18 protein-coding genes are annotated in these 14,916 nt (G+C 50.3%); 8 read left to right on the plus strand and 10 right to left on the minus strand.

Features of this window, described 5'->3' with window-relative positions; all coding sequences use genetic code 11:
• Positions 1 to 45 precede the first annotated feature (45 nt).
• A complete protein-coding gene (locus FHT67_RS17985) occupies positions 46 to 399 on the plus strand; it encodes a toprim domain-containing protein (protein ID WP_132307942.1) in 354 nt (117 codons plus the stop codon).
• Here the strand turns inward: FHT67_RS17985 and FHT67_RS17990 are convergent.
• From FHT67_RS17990 to cyoE, 3 genes are read right to left on the minus strand one after another with little or no spacing between them, the layout of a single operon-like run.
• Positions 377 to 1,315: an AEC family transporter gene (locus tag FHT67_RS17990; protein WP_132307944.1), complete on the minus strand. Its 939-nt coding sequence runs from the start codon at positions 1,313 to 1,315 to the stop codon at positions 377 to 379. The two genes, FHT67_RS17985 and FHT67_RS17990, sit on opposite strands and share 23 nt — an antisense overlap.
• A gap of 3 nt (positions 1,316 to 1,318) precedes the next feature.
• Positions 1,319 to 1,948, minus strand: coding sequence for an SCO family protein (locus tag FHT67_RS17995; protein WP_132307946.1), 630 nt, complete (start codon positions 1,946 to 1,948; stop codon positions 1,319 to 1,321).
• Between the two features lie 52 nt (positions 1,949 to 2,000).
• Positions 2,001 to 2,876 carry a heme o synthase gene (cyoE, locus tag FHT67_RS18000; protein ID WP_279513583.1) on the minus strand — a complete coding sequence of 292 codons (876 nt, stop codon included), beginning with the start codon at positions 2,874 to 2,876 and terminating at the stop codon, positions 2,001 to 2,003.
• Positions 2,877 to 3,397: 521 nt separating this feature from the next.
• On the opposite strand from cyoE, the gene gerQ reads away from it, so the two are divergent.
• Positions 3,398 to 3,877, plus strand: a complete 480-nt coding sequence (gerQ, locus tag FHT67_RS18005; RefSeq protein ID WP_167200734.1) for a spore coat protein GerQ — start codon at positions 3,398 to 3,400, stop codon at positions 3,875 to 3,877.
• Between the two features lie 3 nt (positions 3,878 to 3,880).
• Here the strand turns inward: gerQ and FHT67_RS18010 are convergent, their stop codons facing one another.
• Entirely contained in the window at positions 3,881 to 4,213 is a 333-nt protein-coding gene (locus tag FHT67_RS18010; protein WP_347880103.1) for a hypothetical protein, read from the minus strand.
• Between the two features lie 80 nt (positions 4,214 to 4,293).
• On the opposite strand from FHT67_RS18010, the gene FHT67_RS18015 reads away from it, so the two are divergent.
• The gene (locus tag FHT67_RS18015; protein ID WP_132307952.1) at positions 4,294 to 5,280 is read left to right on the plus strand and encodes a metal-dependent hydrolase; all 987 of its coding nucleotides are present in this window, start codon (positions 4,294 to 4,296) and stop codon (positions 5,278 to 5,280) included.
• 148 nt (positions 5,281 to 5,428) lie between these two features.
• Here the strand turns inward: FHT67_RS18015 and FHT67_RS18020 are convergent, their stop codons facing one another.
• Positions 5,429 to 5,650 carry an alpha/beta-type small acid-soluble spore protein gene (locus FHT67_RS18020; protein WP_132307954.1) on the minus strand — a complete coding sequence of 74 codons (222 nt, stop codon included), beginning with the start codon at positions 5,648 to 5,650 and terminating at the stop codon, positions 5,429 to 5,431.
• 130 nt (positions 5,651 to 5,780) lie between these two features.
• Here FHT67_RS18020 and FHT67_RS18025 point away from each other — a divergent pair, with 130 nt between their 5' ends.
• Positions 5,781 to 5,963 carry a DUF5325 family protein gene (locus tag FHT67_RS18025; protein WP_132307956.1) on the plus strand — a complete coding sequence of 61 codons (183 nt, stop codon included), beginning with the start codon at positions 5,781 to 5,783 and terminating at the stop codon, positions 5,961 to 5,963.
• A gap of 29 nt (positions 5,964 to 5,992) precedes the next feature.
• Here FHT67_RS18025 and trpS read toward each other — a convergent pair whose 3' ends face one another.
• Entirely contained in the window at positions 5,993 to 6,982 is a 990-nt protein-coding gene (trpS, locus tag FHT67_RS18030; RefSeq protein ID WP_132307958.1) for a tryptophan--tRNA ligase, read from the minus strand.
• Between the two features lie 470 nt (positions 6,983 to 7,452).
• On the opposite strand from trpS, the gene FHT67_RS18035 reads away from it, so the two are divergent.
• Positions 7,453 to 8,496 carry a permease gene (locus FHT67_RS18035; protein WP_167200430.1) on the plus strand — a complete coding sequence of 348 codons (1,044 nt, stop codon included), beginning with the start codon at positions 7,453 to 7,455 and terminating at the stop codon, positions 8,494 to 8,496.
• Positions 8,493 to 8,912, plus strand: coding sequence for a DUF1980 domain-containing protein (locus tag FHT67_RS18040; RefSeq protein ID WP_132307962.1), 420 nt, complete (start codon positions 8,493 to 8,495; stop codon positions 8,910 to 8,912). The genes FHT67_RS18035 and FHT67_RS18040 overlap by 4 nt, the downstream gene beginning before the upstream one ends.
• 60 nt (positions 8,913 to 8,972) lie before the next feature.
• On the opposite strand, the gene FHT67_RS18045 is transcribed toward FHT67_RS18040, so the two are convergent.
• Positions 8,973 to 9,407 carry an O-methyltransferase gene (locus FHT67_RS18045; protein WP_167200433.1) on the minus strand — a complete coding sequence of 145 codons (435 nt, stop codon included), beginning with the start codon at positions 9,405 to 9,407 and terminating at the stop codon, positions 8,973 to 8,975.
• A gap of 239 nt (positions 9,408 to 9,646) precedes the next feature.
• Between FHT67_RS18045 and FHT67_RS18050 the strand changes: the two genes are divergently transcribed.
• Together FHT67_RS18050 and FHT67_RS18055 are read left to right on the plus strand one after the other, a co-directional pair.
• Positions 9,647 to 10,912, plus strand: a complete 1,266-nt coding sequence (locus tag FHT67_RS18050) for a methyl-accepting chemotaxis protein (RefSeq protein ID WP_132307966.1) — start codon at positions 9,647 to 9,649, stop codon at positions 10,910 to 10,912.
• Between the two features lie 124 nt (positions 10,913 to 11,036).
• Entirely contained in the window at positions 11,037 to 11,840 is an 804-nt protein-coding gene (locus FHT67_RS18055) for a polysaccharide deacetylase family protein (protein ID WP_167200436.1), read from the plus strand.
• A 31-nt stretch (positions 11,841 to 11,871) separates the two neighbouring features.
• Here the strand turns inward: FHT67_RS18055 and FHT67_RS18060 are convergent, their stop codons facing one another.
• From FHT67_RS18060 to FHT67_RS18070, 3 genes are all read right to left on the minus strand, one after another.
• The gene (locus tag FHT67_RS18060; RefSeq protein ID WP_132307970.1) at positions 11,872 to 12,531 is read right to left on the minus strand and encodes a 3D domain-containing protein; all 660 of its coding nucleotides are present in this window, start codon (positions 12,529 to 12,531) and stop codon (positions 11,872 to 11,874) included.
• A gap of 135 nt (positions 12,532 to 12,666) precedes the next feature.
• Positions 12,667 to 13,494, minus strand: coding sequence for a CAP domain-containing protein (locus FHT67_RS18065; RefSeq protein WP_167200439.1), 828 nt, complete (start codon positions 13,492 to 13,494; stop codon positions 12,667 to 12,669).
• Positions 13,495 to 13,894: 400 nt separating this feature from the next.
• Entirely contained in the window at positions 13,895 to 14,914 is a 1,020-nt protein-coding gene (locus FHT67_RS18070) for a Gfo/Idh/MocA family protein (RefSeq protein ID WP_167200442.1), read from the minus strand.
• Between the last annotated feature and the right edge of the window lie 2 nt (positions 14,915 to 14,916).

Below are 14,916 nucleotides of genomic sequence, written 5' to 3' on the forward strand. Positions count from 1 at the left end.
TACACTACATGTAAGATGCTACAGAATAAAAGGCTGGTGACTGCTATGGATATCGCCATTATTGTAGAAGGAAAAAACGACAGAAGCCGTATTCGCCGCGTGCTCGATGAATCCGTCCCCATCTTCTGCACCTTTGGTACGCCGGGTACCGTACAGCTGGAGAAGCTGCGCAAGCAGGTTGGGGACAAGGACGTCTATATTTTCACCGACAACGATTCATCGGGCAAGCGCATCCGCGGCATCCTCCGCGATTTGTTCCCTGACGCCGAGCATATCTACACCCGCCGGGGTTACCCTGGAGTCGAGCATACCCCGGAGGATTATCTGATCGAGCAATTGGAGAAGGCCGGTCTGGAGGCATTCATCCAATATCCCGTTAAATATGAAGAAGAAAAATAACGAAGGCCACCGTAATAATGCTGATCACGGTTGAGAGGAATACGGCCTGCGAGGCGAATTCCGGCTCGTTGTCGAACTCGACCGCGAGAAGCACGCTGCTCAGCGAGGTCGGCACGGATGACGATACGATAAGCGCCGCCGCCATCATATGGTCGATCGTCATAAAGAATCCAAGCACCCACACGACCAGCGCGGCCAAAGCCGGACCTCCTATCAGCCTCAAGCCGTTCGAAAGCAGAACGTTTTTGATCAGAACCGGGTTAAGCTCCCACTTCATATTGCCAAGCTGTACGCCCAGCGTAACCAGAGCCGTACCGATAAAGGCGTTGGACAAATACGTAATAGGCGTCTCGACGGATAGCGGCAGCTGCACCTGAAGACCGTGAAGCAGAAAGGCAATCGGAATGACGTAAATAATCGGCTGCGACAGTATGGTACGAAGCGTAGAGCGGAAGCTCATCCTATGCGCATTGACGCTATAAATGCCGAATGTATTTGGAAGCAGAGACTGCGTAACCATTACGATAATCTGAATCGACAGCGTATAAGGGTTCGCCGAGAAAGCAAGCTGATTAAGCGGAATCCCGTAATTGGCGCTGTTATAGAACAGGACGCTGTTGCGCATCGCCCCGCGCATGCCCCCCTCCAGCCCGCGCAGCCGGACGGTTGCCTCTACGCACGAAGCCTGCAGGGTCATAAACAGAATAACGAACAATAAGACCTGGCCGATCAAAGCGGCGGAGATATCCGTTGTGTACAGCAAATTAAAAATAACAGACGGAGAAAATACATAAAAGTTCAGCTTCGACAAGGTTTTGATATCCAAAGAAAAAAGCCGCTGCATTGTGAAGCCGACAGCTATCATCAATGTGAGCGGCAGGACATTGCTCCATAATATATGCCAAAATATGTCCATCGCTTATTCCTTCGCGAGCTGCTTCAAATCCGACACCAAGCTCTCGGGCGTAAGTGATTCATCGCTGCCGTTAATCCATTTGCGTATTTGGCCCTTCTTGTCAACGAGCGTGATGACATTCATATGGATGAATGACTTGGTTGCCTCATCCTTCTTCACGCTGACGCCAAAATCTCTTGCCAGCTTGATCGCGGCTTCCTCGTCATCGCCGCGCAGAAAGTCCCAGCCCCCTTCATCCAGCTGCGCAAAGTTGCGGGTTGCGAAGTCCCGAATGACATCAGGCGTATCATGAGCCGGATCGAAAGTAATCGAGATCAGCTCAGCTTTCGTGCCGAGAAGCCCTGCTTCACGGAGTTGGTCCTCTGCCTCGGAGATCATAAACGTTGTTGGAGGGCATACATCCGGACAGCTTGCCCAATAGAAGTAGACCAGCCTCGCTTTGCCATTTGTGGAATCCAGCGAAACCTCATTGCCGTTAATATCTTTCAATGCAAATGACGGAGCAGCCATTTGGACGGGCATTTTACTGCCGCCGCTCGACTGCGAGTAGTTCGTAATGAATAAATAAATGCCCATTGCCAAGCAGAGCGCCAGTACAGCGAATTTGAAGCTGTGCTTTTTGAGAAATGCCATTTCGGTTCTCGTCCTCCCTAATAGGAATCATCCAAAGCAATAGCTGAACAGATTACTTCACGGTATTTGCCATCATGACAATAAAGACAACCATTAAATAGTTAACGGAAATAAGGAAGTTGACCTTCGCCCATTTCTCGGTATTTTCCGCTTTAATGCCCTGGATCGTGTGAACAGCCCAAACAACCCCGGCGATCACAGACAGGATCAGGAATACAATGCCCGTGTATCCGTAGGTGTATAGCAGTACACAGGTTGGAATCAGAAGGACGACATACGGAATCATTTGCAGCTTGGTCCGTTTAATGCCTTTCACAACCGGAAGCAGCGGAAATCCGGCCGTACGGTATTCCTCAACCCGGCGGATGGCAAGCGACCAGAAATGCGCCGGCTGCCACAGGAACAAGAAGGCAAACAGCAGCCATGCTCCCATATCCACTTCGTTCGTTACGGCGCAATAACCCAGCACCGGAGGCATTGCCCCGGAAATACCGCCGATCGACGTGCTCCAGGTGGACGTGCGTTTCAACCAGATTGTATAAATGAAGATATAAACAAACCAGCCCAAAAAGCCAAGCCAGCCCGTAACCGGATTTACCAGAACAAACAATATCGCAAGGCCGATTATGCCAAGAACGATGCCGTATCCGAGCACAAAGCCAGGCTGAAGGCGACCCATCGGCAACGCGCGTTCTTTCGTGCGCTCCATCTTTTTATCCAGCTCTCGGTCCCAATAATTATTAATGACGCAACCCGAACCTATCGTAATCGCTGAGCCAATAACGACCCACAGCAATGTCAGCCAGTCAATATCCCATTTGGAAGCGACCCAAAAACCGCCAATTGCGGCAAATACATTAAGCCGGAGCAGCCGTGGTTTGGTCAATGCAATTAAATCTTTCAACACGAAGCGAGCCTCCCGAGTTATGCAACAAGGCACGCAAGCACGCGCGCCTATACATTTTCATTGATGAATCGTTCTTAATCATACAGAAAAATAGATGCCATGACAACGTTCGGAGCTATTGTTCATCAATTCGCCATTCAAATTGTGACAATAAATGTGGAACCCTTTTGACCGCTCTTCAATACTATAGGTATGTAGTCAAGTGCCCAGCTCTGTATAGGGTAAAGGGAAGCAAAGAGCCCGAACATACGGCAGTCATCAGCATCAGAATCCCGGAGGCTTTGAGGCTACGCAATAGCAAGGTTTCTTCTGTGCAGAGCGCACGCGACAAGGAATAATCCGAACAAAGCAAGCGTCCACGAGTGTAAGGATCAGTCAACAAATTTCAAAGATTGAAAGCGAGGATCAACAGCATGTCTTACGGTTATGGTTACAAAAATGCAGTAAGTCCGGCCAGCACGGGCGGTTACGGTGGAGTCAGCCCTTTTGCAGGCGGCGGTTTCGGCGGCGGCTTCCCGAATGCCGTATCTCCTGCCGCAACTATGCCTAACATGGCAATGCCAATGCCTATGCCTGCTATGCCAGGTATGACAGGTATGCAAGGTATGCCAGCTGTGCAAGGTATGCAAGGTATGCCAGCTATGCAAGGAACGCTTGGAGTGCAATCGCCTCCGCAGGTGCCTAGCGGTTCGTTCATTACGCCAACCGGCGGAAACATTGTAACAGTGGGTGTGGAAGAATCTTATGTAGAGAACATTTTGCGTCTAAACCGCGGCAAAATGGCTACCTTTTACATGACATACGAAAACAACCGCGAATGGAACGCCAAAGTATTCCGCGGCATTATCGAAGCAGCTGGCCGCGACCATATCATTATTAGCGATCCTTCCACAGGCATGCGTTACCTGCTGCTCACTTTGAACCTGGATTATGTAACTTTCGAAGGCGAAATCGCGTACGAATACCCGTTCCAAGGCGGAACAATCACGAATACGACTCCGCTGACAAGCCGCGAAGGCTAAGTGCTACCCTGCATTTAAGCCTGCCCCCGCCGGCTTGAATGTCCATACATGCATTTTGTCCGCACCGCCGGGAATCCATTCGGCAACCCGGTACCAAGAAGAACGCTCATCGCAGCGTTCTTTTTTTATGGCTTCGGCTTCCTCTTCGGTTGCAGCCGTCCAGATCTCGACAAACAGGTTGATTTGATCCGTACCCTCATATATTTGGACGTTCTGTCCCGATTCCTTCATTAATGCATGTACATAGGCTAAATAAGCATCCCTTTCGTTTGCCGCGATTTTATATTCAGCGAAACAAATATACATCGTTGTCGATAACCCCTTTCTTTTTACCACTGATAAAGTAAAGCTCCTCCGTTGATACTACAGCTAATTGAGTTAAAGTCCCCGCAATAATGATAAGGAGGTCTCTAGACATGGATACAGGAACGCATCTTGTCATGGGTATCGGACTTGCCGGACTGGCCTGCATCGATCCCGTTGTCGCCAATAACCCATCCATCTTCGCCGCGGTCTTGGTCGGAACCGTCATCGGCTCGCAGGCCCCGGACTTTGACACCTTTCTAAGGCTGAAAGGAAATGCCAGCTATATCCGGAATCACCGCGGCATCTCCCATTCCTTGCCGGCTATTGCCATCTGGACGATTCTGATTACGGGATTGATTCAGCTCGTTTACCGCGGCAGCCTCCCTTGGCTGCATGTCGGCTCATGGGTGCTGTTAGCCGTCTGCCTTCACGTATTCACCGATTTGTTTAACGCTTACGGAACCCAAGCCATGCGGCCGTTCACGGAGAAATGGATCTCCTGGAACATCATCCATATCTTTGATCCGGTTATCTTCACTACCCATGTGATTGCGATATTGTTTTGGGCGTTTGGTCTTGCGAGTCCCGTTGCCGTCTTTCCGGTTTTGTACGTGCTTACCATCATCTATTATACATGGCGGACGCTCGCTCACAGAAGCACGCTTCGCAGGCTTCAATCCCTGGACCCCGAACCGGACGGAACGCAAGCGTACGTAGCCATTCCAACGATCTCGCTGTCGCATTGGAATATCGTCAAGCGCGCAACGGACGGCAGCTTTGTTATCGGGGACCTTCGCGGCAACAAGCTCAGATGGCTGGACAATGTCCGCTGCTCCGACCATCCAGCCGTTGCCAAATCCAGGAATGACAACGCGATTCGAAGCTTTTTGTATTTCACCAAATTTGCCTGCGCCGAAGTAAAGGAGCATCCTTGGGGCTATGAAGTCCGCTGGTCGGATGTCCGGTACCGGCACCGCAAGCAATATCCGTTTGTAGCCGTGCTCCTCATGAACAAGGAATATGAAACGGTTGGCTCTTATGTCGGCTGGTTAAGCGACGACCGCTTAATGAAGCGGCTTCGCATGAACTCTTATTAACAATCCGACTTGACGAAGGAAAGCCCCTGACGCACAATAAGAAGGGGCTTTTTTTCGTGTTCACGCTGGCTGGCGCGCATGGAAAAAGCTCAAGGTTTTACCCTTGAGCTTCGTGGCTTCCTCTGAAGCGTTGTGTATTTATAAACGATTAGCGGAAGCTGCCGCCGGACAATTGTTGTTCAGCGATTTGGACAAGTTTCTTAGTAATGTAACCACCCAACGCGCCTGTTTCGCGCGATGTAACGTTACCGTAGTAACCGTCTGCCGGAATTTGTACGCCAAGCTCCGAAGCTGCTTCCATTTTCATTTGGTTAAGAGCTTGTTGTGCTTGTGGTACCACCAATTGATTGCTCGATCTGTTGCTAGCCATGCTGATAATCTCCCTTCAGTTAAGAGCTGTGATGTTTTGCAAGCTTGCAAGCTTATTATGAGCATGTTGACGCAAAATATGCTAAGCTCGAAAAAATAATATTAAGCATCCGTAAAGGAGAGTTTCCGCCTTGTCTAAACCGCTATCCCTGTTCTTCGCCGTCGTCTCTGTTCTGCTTATGTGCGCTACCGCGATTTCGATATCTTTTAACGCTTGGCTGGCCATTCTGTTTGCTATTCTGACTCTGTGCATGATTGGCGGAGGTTTTGTGGTGAAAGCAAGAATCCGGCGCCGCAACGAAAATAAAGGCTGACGCTAATAGCGCCAGCCTTTTATTTTTTATTAATTTCGCGGGGCAAGAAAGCCCATCTTTTCTTTGACCCCGGCAAGCGTGCGGTCCGCAAGCTCCGATGCGCGCTGCGCGCCTTGCTTCAGGATCGCGTGAATCTCGCCGGATTCGCGGATCTCCTTGTACTTCTGCTGCAGCGGTTCAAGGACGTTTACGACATGCTCGGCCAGATCCTTCTTGAACGGACCGTAGCCTTGGCCTTCGTAACGGGCTTCTACCTCGGCGATGGTCATGTTCGCGCAATGCGAGTAGATGCTGATCAGGTTGCTGATCTCCGGTTTGTTCGCCGGATCATATTTCACCTCGCGGCCGGAATCCGTTGTGGCGCGGCTGATTTTTTTGCGGATGACGCTCGGCTCGTCGAGAAGGGCAATATAGCTGCCGGCATTCGGATTGCTCTTGCTCATCTTCTTGCTCGCGTCGTCAAGCGACATGATTCTTGCGCCAACCGTCGGGATGTAAGGTTCGGGAACCGTGAAATATTCTCCGAACCTTGAATTGAAGCGGTTCGCGAGGTCGCGGGTAAGCTCCAGATGCTGCTTTTGATCGTCGCCTACCGGCACAAGGTCCGCATTGTACACAAGAATGTCCGCGGCCATCAGCGAAGGATAAACGAACAAGCCCGCGCCAACCGAATCCTTGCCGGCCGATTTGTCCTTGAATTGCGTCATGCGCTCAAGCTCGCCCATACCGGTCAGAGTCGTCATAATCCAGCCCAGCTCGGCATGCGCGCGCACATGGGATTGCACGAAGATGTTTGCTTTAGCCGGGTCAAGGCCCGCAGCAATAAACAAAGCCGCAACCGATTCGATCTGCTCGCGCAGCATAGCCGGCTCCTGTGGCACGGTAATCGCGTGAAGATCCACGACCATAAAGAAGCATTCTTCCGTTTCCTGCAGCTTTACAAAGTTTTGCATGGCGCCGATATAATTGCCCAGCGTAAGCTGTCCGCTCGGCTGAATGCCAGAAAGTACCTTTTTCATAAAATGCTCGTCCCCTCTTCTGCTAATCAGTTTCTAGTGCGTATTCGAACGCAAAAAATCCCCCGCCGCAAGGGACGAGGGACCGTGGTGCCACCCTAATTTACTCATTGCCGCCCGCTGATATCCGATACGCATCGGGGCGGGTTAAAGACAATAAGCCTTCATTGTTCCGTAACGGGGAACGGCCGGATAAGCATAGACAGCACTTCAGAAGTCTGCGTTCCGCTCTCGGCTCCAGGATCCATTCAGCAATCAGGCTTGCACTGGCTTGCACCGTCCGCCAGCTCTCTGTAACGCATTAATCCCTGCTGCTTACTTGTTCCCTTCATCGCATTTCGTACCCTGATTATAGCGCAAGTCTCTACCGGCATGTCAAGCCCGGCACGCAAAAGTTGTCCTATCCCGGTCAAGCCCCGCATAAGCTGGTTAGTAACGTAAACATTTCTTGGTAATCAAAGAGAGGTTGGCTCATGCTGAACATGTTATTCCGGTTTGGGACCCCGCTGCTCGGGATCGGATGTCTTGTGATGATTTTCCTCATATTGGCAGGACAACCCTGGTCCCTTGCTCTGCTCGAGTCCGATGGCGCGCAAGAGTTTAAAATTGCATGTTTAAGCATTATATTGGAAGCTTTTCCTTTCATCCTTCTTGGCGTTATCTTCTCTGCCTTGCTCCAGGTATTCGTAACCGACGAGATGATCCGGAAGCTGACGCCCAAGCATCACTTGGTCGGCATTCTCTTCGGCACCCTGCTTGGTCTTGTGTTCCCGTTATGCGAATGCGGAATGATTCCCGTTGTGCGGCGTTTGATCCGAAAAGGCATGCCCGCTTATATCGGTATTGTGTACTTGCTCGCGGGACCCATTATTAACCCGATTGTCTTTACGTCCACTTATGCCGCTTTCCGCTCGGAGCCGCAAATGGCCTACGACCGCCTTATCATTGCTTTTATCGTTACAGTTGTCATCGGGCTTCTCCTTCACCGGTTCATGAAAGGCAGCCCTCTGAAAGAAGCGTCGTCCGTCAACATCCCTGCGCATCGCCATGAACATCACATTGAACATGCACATCGGCATGCAAAGGAACATTCGCCCGAACCGGTCAAGAAAAACAGGCGACTGTCGGCAACGCTTAGCCATGCTTCAGACGAGTTTTTCGACATGGGCAAATATTTGATCTTTGGCGCATTGCTCACGGCCTTTATCCAGTCCTTCATTGACCGTCAGGCGTTTGAGGCCGTTGCCGGTCAGCCGGTTCTCTCCTATTTCTTCATGATGGGGCTAGCCTTCCTGCTGTCCATCTGCTCGACCTCGGATGCTTTTATAGCCGCTTCGTTCGGAGGCATGTTCCATACGGGACCGCTGCTTGCTTTTCTCGTGTTTGGCCCTATGATCGATTTGAAAAATACGCTGATGATGCTGTCCGCTTTCCGCGCGCGAATCGTTCTATCGGTTACGCTGATGGCCTTCGCCCTTGTGCTGGTTAGCGTATGGCTGCTGGAGGTGCTGCGATGAATCATAACTGGATACGGGCTGGCTTTCTTGCGGGATTTGCCTTTCTGATCATTTACCTCGACCGGTTAGGCCAGCTGCCGCTGTATGTATCCCCCGGGATTAAGCTATACGTCAAGCTGTCGGCCGTTGTCCTGAACGTCGCCGCCATTCACCAGGCTATGCTGGCCATGAAGCGCAAGCCCGATGCGGACTGCGAGGAATGCGGCCATATTCATTCCCATCATGACCATGACCACGACCACAATCATGACCACGATCACGATCATTCCATGTCCCCTCTAAAAAGCCTTCTTGTCTACGGATTGTTCCTTCTCCCGTTATTGCTCGGCTTCCTGCTCCCTGCGGCTGCGCAGGAGCACGAGGTCAACAGCGGCGGCATTCCCCATCTGCATTCGGGAGGCCATGAAGTTAAGTAAGCAAAAAAACAGCCGTGCAGGAAATCCTGCACGGCTGTCCGAATAAATAATGGCTCTAGCCTAAAAATCAAAGCCGGTATGTTCGCCGTTCTTTTCCCGCAGCATTTGTGGCTTCGGCTGCTGGTAACGATAACTCCAGTTGGCTGTATTATAATTCGATTCGTAACAGATGCTAGCCGACCAGGTGCCCGCGTGCTGCCGGACAGCGAAATCGTACATAATTTCGCCATGAGTCCAATTCCTTCTCAATTTCAAAGCATCAATCGCAAGTTTGCGGAACGCCTGGACCTGAGTCGGCGTCATTCCGCCTTCTCCGTCTTGCTCCAGCTTGCCGTTACTAGTCTCAATCGGATTGTGGCGAAGGCCGAATTTGCCCACCGCGTTATTCCGAATGTGAATATGAACCGTCCCCCCAACCGCATTTGTAAGTTCCTCTTCTAATTGGCGAAAAACAAAGTCAACTTGCCGTGCCAATGGCATAGCATCCAAATTCATATAATTTCTCCTCCTTTCTACCCTAAAATAGTTGTAATTAGTTGTTTCCAACTAGTTCTCAGGTCTGATTATAGAATCTTTTCAATAAATTGACAATATAGTAAATTATAATTTTTTACAATTATCGCGCAATTACATCTATTTTCCCGAAACTTATCTCGATCTTATTCGACATTTATAGACCAATTTCACCGCTGATGCTATAATATGGTTATTCTATAAAAAGGAGCGCTTACATAATGAGCCAATGGTACTATTCCTTATCCGTTAGAAGTAAGCTGATGACCTCCATTTATTTAAATTTGGTCCTAGTTGCAATCGCGCTGAACCTGGTTATTTTATTCAGCGGGGGCTCCATCCTGGCCGGCCTTATTGTAACGGTGGTACTGGCGGTTCTTGCTTATCCAACCGTCGGCTTTATCGAAAAGGCTTTAAACTCCTCCTTTGAAGAGATGTCAAACGCGGCGTTCCGGATCTCCAAAGGCGATTTTACGCAACGAATCGATACGGCTGCAAACGCGTCTCTTGGCGAAGTAGGCCATGCCTTCAACAGCATGGTGGACAAGCTGCGTGATATTTTGACCGAAACCTCTAATATTACAAGGCATGTATCCGAAACAAGCCGCAATATTTTCGATAAAAACAATCATATTCAGATCGCGATGGAGCAGGTTGCCGCCTCCTCCAACGAACTGGCTACGGGCGCTAACGAAATATCCGAGGATGTTGCGGACATGAGCGAATCCATTGCCGAGATCGAGAAGAAGGTTGCGAATTATGCCCATGCGACGAAAGAAATGAACGAACGCTCCGAACTCACCTTGAGTCTCGTAGACAAAGGACGCGGAGCACTGGAAGCGCAATCCGAAGGGATGCGCCGCAACGTGGAAGCAACGGAGAAGGTATCCGAGACGATTACCGACCTGGCTCGCAAGGCGCAAGGCATTACGGCAATGACTACGGCCATTTCCGATATTGCCGAGCAGACCAACCTGCTCTCGCTTAACGCCTCTATCGAGGCTGCCCGTGCGGGCGAGCATGGCCGAGGCTTTGCGGTAGTCGCCCAAGAAGTGCGTAAGCTGTCGGAAGAAGCTACGGTTTCCACGAAGGAAGTATTCAGCCTCGTGAAGAGCATCGATCAAGGCATTAAACAAACGATCAATCACATGAAGGTAAACGAAGAGGTCGTTAAAATGCAGACGGAGCGGATCCGCGAATCCGAGATGGTCTTCGCCGAGATCGTTCAAAGCGTACAGTTCATTACGGAGCAGATTGCGGCATTCGCAAGCGAAAGCGACCAAATGCTGGAGAGCGCGCGTAAAATTTCCGACGCCATCCAAAATATTTCCGCCATCACGGAGGAATCCGCAGCCGGCACCCAGCAGGTATCCGCCTCCATGAACGAGCAGATTTCATCCGTTCAAGGCGTTGTGCAGGAGACGGAGCGAATGCTCAATATGGCTACCCAGCTTCAACGCACGATTCAAGTGTTCAAGATGAAATGAGATCATATAATGAAACAGCCGCATCCGGCTTACCGGATGCGGCTGTTTTTATGATGCGCATGATCCCTTCCATTCCGGGGAAAAATAGCTTCGCGACTACATAAGAAACGGAGGCTTTATACGAATGAAGGGAATGCCGACGATGTCCGGCAATTACAAACGATGGCTTGCCTCTCTGCTTACCATCGTATTGCTGCTTGCTTCCGTAGAGCTGGCCTATGCCTCTGCACCCGCAAAGCAAAAAAAGAAAAAAACGGCGGATACGTCCTGGGTAAGGATGCATAAGCAGTTTCCCGATACGTTTATCCTTAACGGCCCAAGAAACGCCAAGCGGGTAGCCCTTACTTTCGATGATGCGCCGGATCCTCGGTTTACGCCTCAAATCCTTGACGTTCTCGCGAGCTACGACGTTTGCGCAACCTTCTTTGTGGTTGGCTCCCGGGCAGTGAAGCATCCGGCTCTGGTCCGGCGTATTCACCGCGAGGGGCATACCATTGGCAATCATTCTTACAACCATGCCGTCATGTCACAGCTTAGTTCCCGGGAATTCCATACCCAAATCTGGCGGACGGACGCGATCGTAAGCAAAATTATCGGGTATCATCCCCGCTTCATCCGCCCACCGTACGGGGAGATGCGGCCGGATCAAGTGGCATGGTCGGGCAAAAGCGGATATACCGTCGTCAACTGGGATGTGGATTCCGTGGATTGGCGCAACAATCCGAACAGCGGCATCGTATTGCATAACATTAAGAAGACGCTTCAGCCAGGTTCGATCGTCCTGCAGCATGCGGGCGGCGGCTACGGTCAAGATTTGTCCGGAACGATTGACGCGTTGCCCGTTCTAATCACGCAGCTTCGTAAAAAGGGATACAAGTTTGTCACGCTCCCTGAGCTGCTGAATCAGTCCGCGGATAAAATGAAATAACCGGCAGCCCAAGAGGCTGCCGGTTATCCGGTTACTTAAGAATAAATACCTTTACGTCCTGAATGCCGAAATGGCTTACCTCTGCGGGCGTGCCCGGCAAATAAATATCGATGCGATTGCCTTTAATCGCGCCGCCTACATCGGATGCCGTCGCGATCATCCCGCCTGTTGGGAGACCGTCGGAGTTATAGCCCGTAATGTACAGCTTGGTGCCGAGCGGAATAACCTTAGGATCAACCGCAACCGTGCCTACCTTCAGCTTATTGCCGAAGTAATCCAGACCTGCCCAGCCGCCGTTCTCGGAAGCATCGCCGCTGTAAGCCGTCGCTTGAATGGACAGCTGCTTGCTGAACGTATGGATCGTGCCTGCTTGATCCGTTACGCTTTGCGCCGTAACTTTAGCCGCTTTCGCCGTTGCTGCCTTGGCGGTAGATGTCGTTTTTGCCGTTGCCGCAGCTTTAGCCGTTGTTGTTGGAATAACGATCTTAAGACCGGCGTAAATATTCAGCGGATTAATCTTTGCATTCGCTTTCATTAATTTATCAACCGACACGCTGTATTTCTGCGAGAGCTTCCAGAATGTATCGCCCTCAACAGCCGTATGTGTCTTGCTGGCCGCATGAACCGATCCTGTGGCAAAAATAAGAGATAAGCCGAGTACTGCCGTCGTCATCATCGATGCTTTCTTCATTTGTGTTGTCCCCCTGGTTTCTGCGTATGGTAAGTACGGATTCCTTACTTATGTGAAGAAAAGAAAAGCGTCAGGCGGAACCGCCTGACGCTTGGTTCTTCCGGTTTAAATGACTTCAATAGCTTTATTGAAGGGTTAGCCCGTGAATTCTTGTACCCACTCGCCATTCACGTAAGCTACGCCGATTTTCGTGTAGTTTGCGTTCAGAATGTTAGCGCGGTGACCGGCACTGTTCATCCAAGCTGTCATAACTTCAGTTGGCGATTTTTGACCCATAGCGATGTTCTCGCCAGCGTAGTTGTAAGTCACGCCAAACGATTTCATCATGTCAAACGGCGAGCCGTAAGTTGGAGAGTTATGGTCAAAGTAGTTGTTTTGGTACATGTCTTGTGCTTTTGCCGTAGCCACTTTAGTCAGAAGAGCGTCAGATGTCAAAGCTTTCAGACCGGCATTAGCGCGCTCTTTGTTAACAAGCGTTACAACTTGGGATGCGAACTCGCTTTGCGATACGGTACCGCTGCCTGCGTTGCTTCCAGTGTTGCTGCCTGTGTTTCCTGTACTGCCAGTGTTACCGGCGGTGCTTCCAGTGTTGCCGGAACCCGTGCTTGGTTTAGACGGCGTAGTTGGCGTTGTTGGTTTAGATGGTGTAGTTGGCGTTGTTGGTTTAGATGGTGTAGTTGGTGTTGTTGGCTTAGTAGGCGTTGTTGTATTGCCAGTACCCGTGCTTGGGTTCGTTACTTGCGTTGGCAATTGAATCGTAATGCCGCCAAAAGTAATCTTGCTCAAATCGATACCGTATTGCTGAGCAATTTGATTAATTGTATCCATCGAAACATTATTACAATTAGTGGAGTAAGTCTTCACAGCTGGTGCTGCACCTGCAGTTGGAGTCGTTACACCTATGCTGATCAAAGCTGCTGCTGCTAAGCTAGTGACACCCACTCGTAATGTTTGCATCTTCATGATTTCATCCTCCTAAAATTGTATGTGGTATAAAAGTTGTTGTCTTGTTTGCTTGTGAGCTCGTTAAGCACTTGCCCTCCGACGCCACTTATCGTAACATGTGTTTCGAACTTGTTTCATGGCACAAAAACTGGTAAGTTACGCGTTTTCACTGTAAAAACAGGCGGTTGAGCGTGTTTATGAGAATGTGCTCACTTTTCGCTAAAACCGCAAATTCAGGCGGCCGTTGGCTATTCCGCATAAATGTCAGAATTTTTAAACTCTAGGAGGATGAAACATTAGAATCCTTTAAGAAAGCGATTTCAAAAAGATCGCAATAAACAAAAAAACTCCCCAAAAAACCGCCTTTTCGGGCAGCCTCTTGAGGAGTTTCTTCAATATATAGCGATATCGATATCGATTAGTTTACTTTGATGAATTGGCCTGTTGCTTGGGATTCAAATGCGCTCAGAATAACCTGAAGCGATTTGCGGCCTTCTTCGCCAGGGATAGCCGGCACAGTGTCGTTAACGATCGAATCGATGAACGCATCCACTACGCCGCTCGACAGCTGTTTCGTGTTTGTGGAGATTTCGCCGACTTTGTGCTTTTCGACGGAACCGTCGCGAAGCTCGACGATAACTTGATCTTCCGGATGCGTGCCGATCTTCATCACGCCTTTTTCGCACCATAGAACGGTGCTGTTGTCTTCGCCTTTGTAGTACGTCCAGCTTGCAACCAGGGAGCCGATTGCGCCGCTCTTCATACGCACAACAACGTTAGCGTTGTCGTCAACGTCGCCGGCTTTGTCGATTGTACCGATAAACGCGGCAACTTCCGATACTTCATCGTTCAGCAGGTAACGGATGAGGTCGGATTTGTGCACGCCAAGGTCACCCATTGCGCCCATGATAGCTTCAGGCTTGCGGAAGAACCAGCTTCCCGCGCCGTCGATGCTCCAGCCGTCCGGACCCGGATGGCCAAACGATGTGCGGAAGGTCAGAACGCGGCCAAGAACGCCGGATTCGAGAATTTGTTTAGCTTTTACGTGAGGAGGCATCAGACGTTGGTTATGTCCAACCATCAGCTTCACGCCGTTTTTCGCAGCAGCTTCAATCATAGCAGCCGCTTCTTCGTCCGTTACAGCCATTGGCTTCTCAACAAGGACATGCGCGCCAGCGTTAGCTGCCGCAATCGACATGGACGCATGCAGGTAGTTAGGCGTACATACGCTTACCGCATCCGGCTTAACTTCAGCCAGCATAGTCTCGTAATCGGCATAAGCTTTGCCGCCGTGTTTTGCGGCATACTCTTCCGCGCGCTCGATTACCGGATCAACGAATGCAACCAATTCAACATTCTCGTTGCTTGCATACTCAGGAATATGACGATGTTTGGAAATGGAACCGCAACCGATTACTGCTACTCTTACTTTGCTCATTT

The organism is Paenibacillus sp. BK720 (assembly GCF_011761545.1).
In the GTDB taxonomy this organism is placed as follows: Bacteria; Bacillota; Bacilli; order Paenibacillales; family Paenibacillaceae; genus Pristimantibacillus.

Coding starts and splice junctions, on each gene's coding strand:
- FHT67_RS18035 (WP_167200430.1), top strand. CDS start 7,453: ATGCTGAACATGTTATTCCGGTTTGGGACCCCGCTGCTCGGGATCGGA.
- FHT67_RS18040 (WP_132307962.1), top strand. CDS start 8,493: ATGAATCATAACTGGATACGGGCTGGCTTTCTTGCGGGATTTGCCTTT.
- FHT67_RS18070 (WP_167200442.1), bottom strand. CDS start 14,914: ATGAGCAAAGTAAGAGTAGCAGTAATCGGTTGCGGTTCCATTTCCAAA.
- FHT67_RS18045 (WP_167200433.1), bottom strand. CDS start 9,407: ATGAATTTGGATGCTATGCCATTGGCACGGCAAGTTGACTTTGTTTTT.
- FHT67_RS18050 (WP_132307966.1), top strand. CDS start 9,647: ATGAGCCAATGGTACTATTCCTTATCCGTTAGAAGTAAGCTGATGACC.
- FHT67_RS18020 (WP_132307954.1), bottom strand. CDS start 5,650: ATGGCTAGCAACAGATCGAGCAATCAATTGGTGGTACCACAAGCACAA.
- FHT67_RS18015 (WP_132307952.1), top strand. CDS start 4,294: ATGGATACAGGAACGCATCTTGTCATGGGTATCGGACTTGCCGGACTG.
- FHT67_RS17990 (WP_132307944.1), bottom strand. CDS start 1,315: ATGGACATATTTTGGCATATATTATGGAGCAATGTCCTGCCGCTCACA.
- trpS (WP_132307958.1), bottom strand. CDS start 6,982: ATGAAAAAGGTACTTTCTGGCATTCAGCCGAGCGGACAGCTTACGCTG.
- FHT67_RS18060 (WP_132307970.1), bottom strand. CDS start 12,531: ATGAAGAAAGCATCGATGATGACGACGGCAGTACTCGGCTTATCTCTT.
- FHT67_RS18055 (WP_167200436.1), top strand. CDS start 11,037: ATGAAGGGAATGCCGACGATGTCCGGCAATTACAAACGATGGCTTGCC.
- FHT67_RS17995 (WP_132307946.1), bottom strand. CDS start 1,948: ATGGCATTTCTCAAAAAGCACAGCTTCAAATTCGCTGTACTGGCGCTC.
- gerQ (WP_167200734.1), top strand. CDS start 3,398: ATGCCTAACATGGCAATGCCAATGCCTATGCCTGCTATGCCAGGTATG.
- FHT67_RS18065 (WP_167200439.1), bottom strand. CDS start 13,494: ATGAAGATGCAAACATTACGAGTGGGTGTCACTAGCTTAGCAGCAGCA.
- FHT67_RS17985 (WP_132307942.1), top strand. CDS start 46: ATGGATATCGCCATTATTGTAGAAGGAAAAAACGACAGAAGCCGTATT.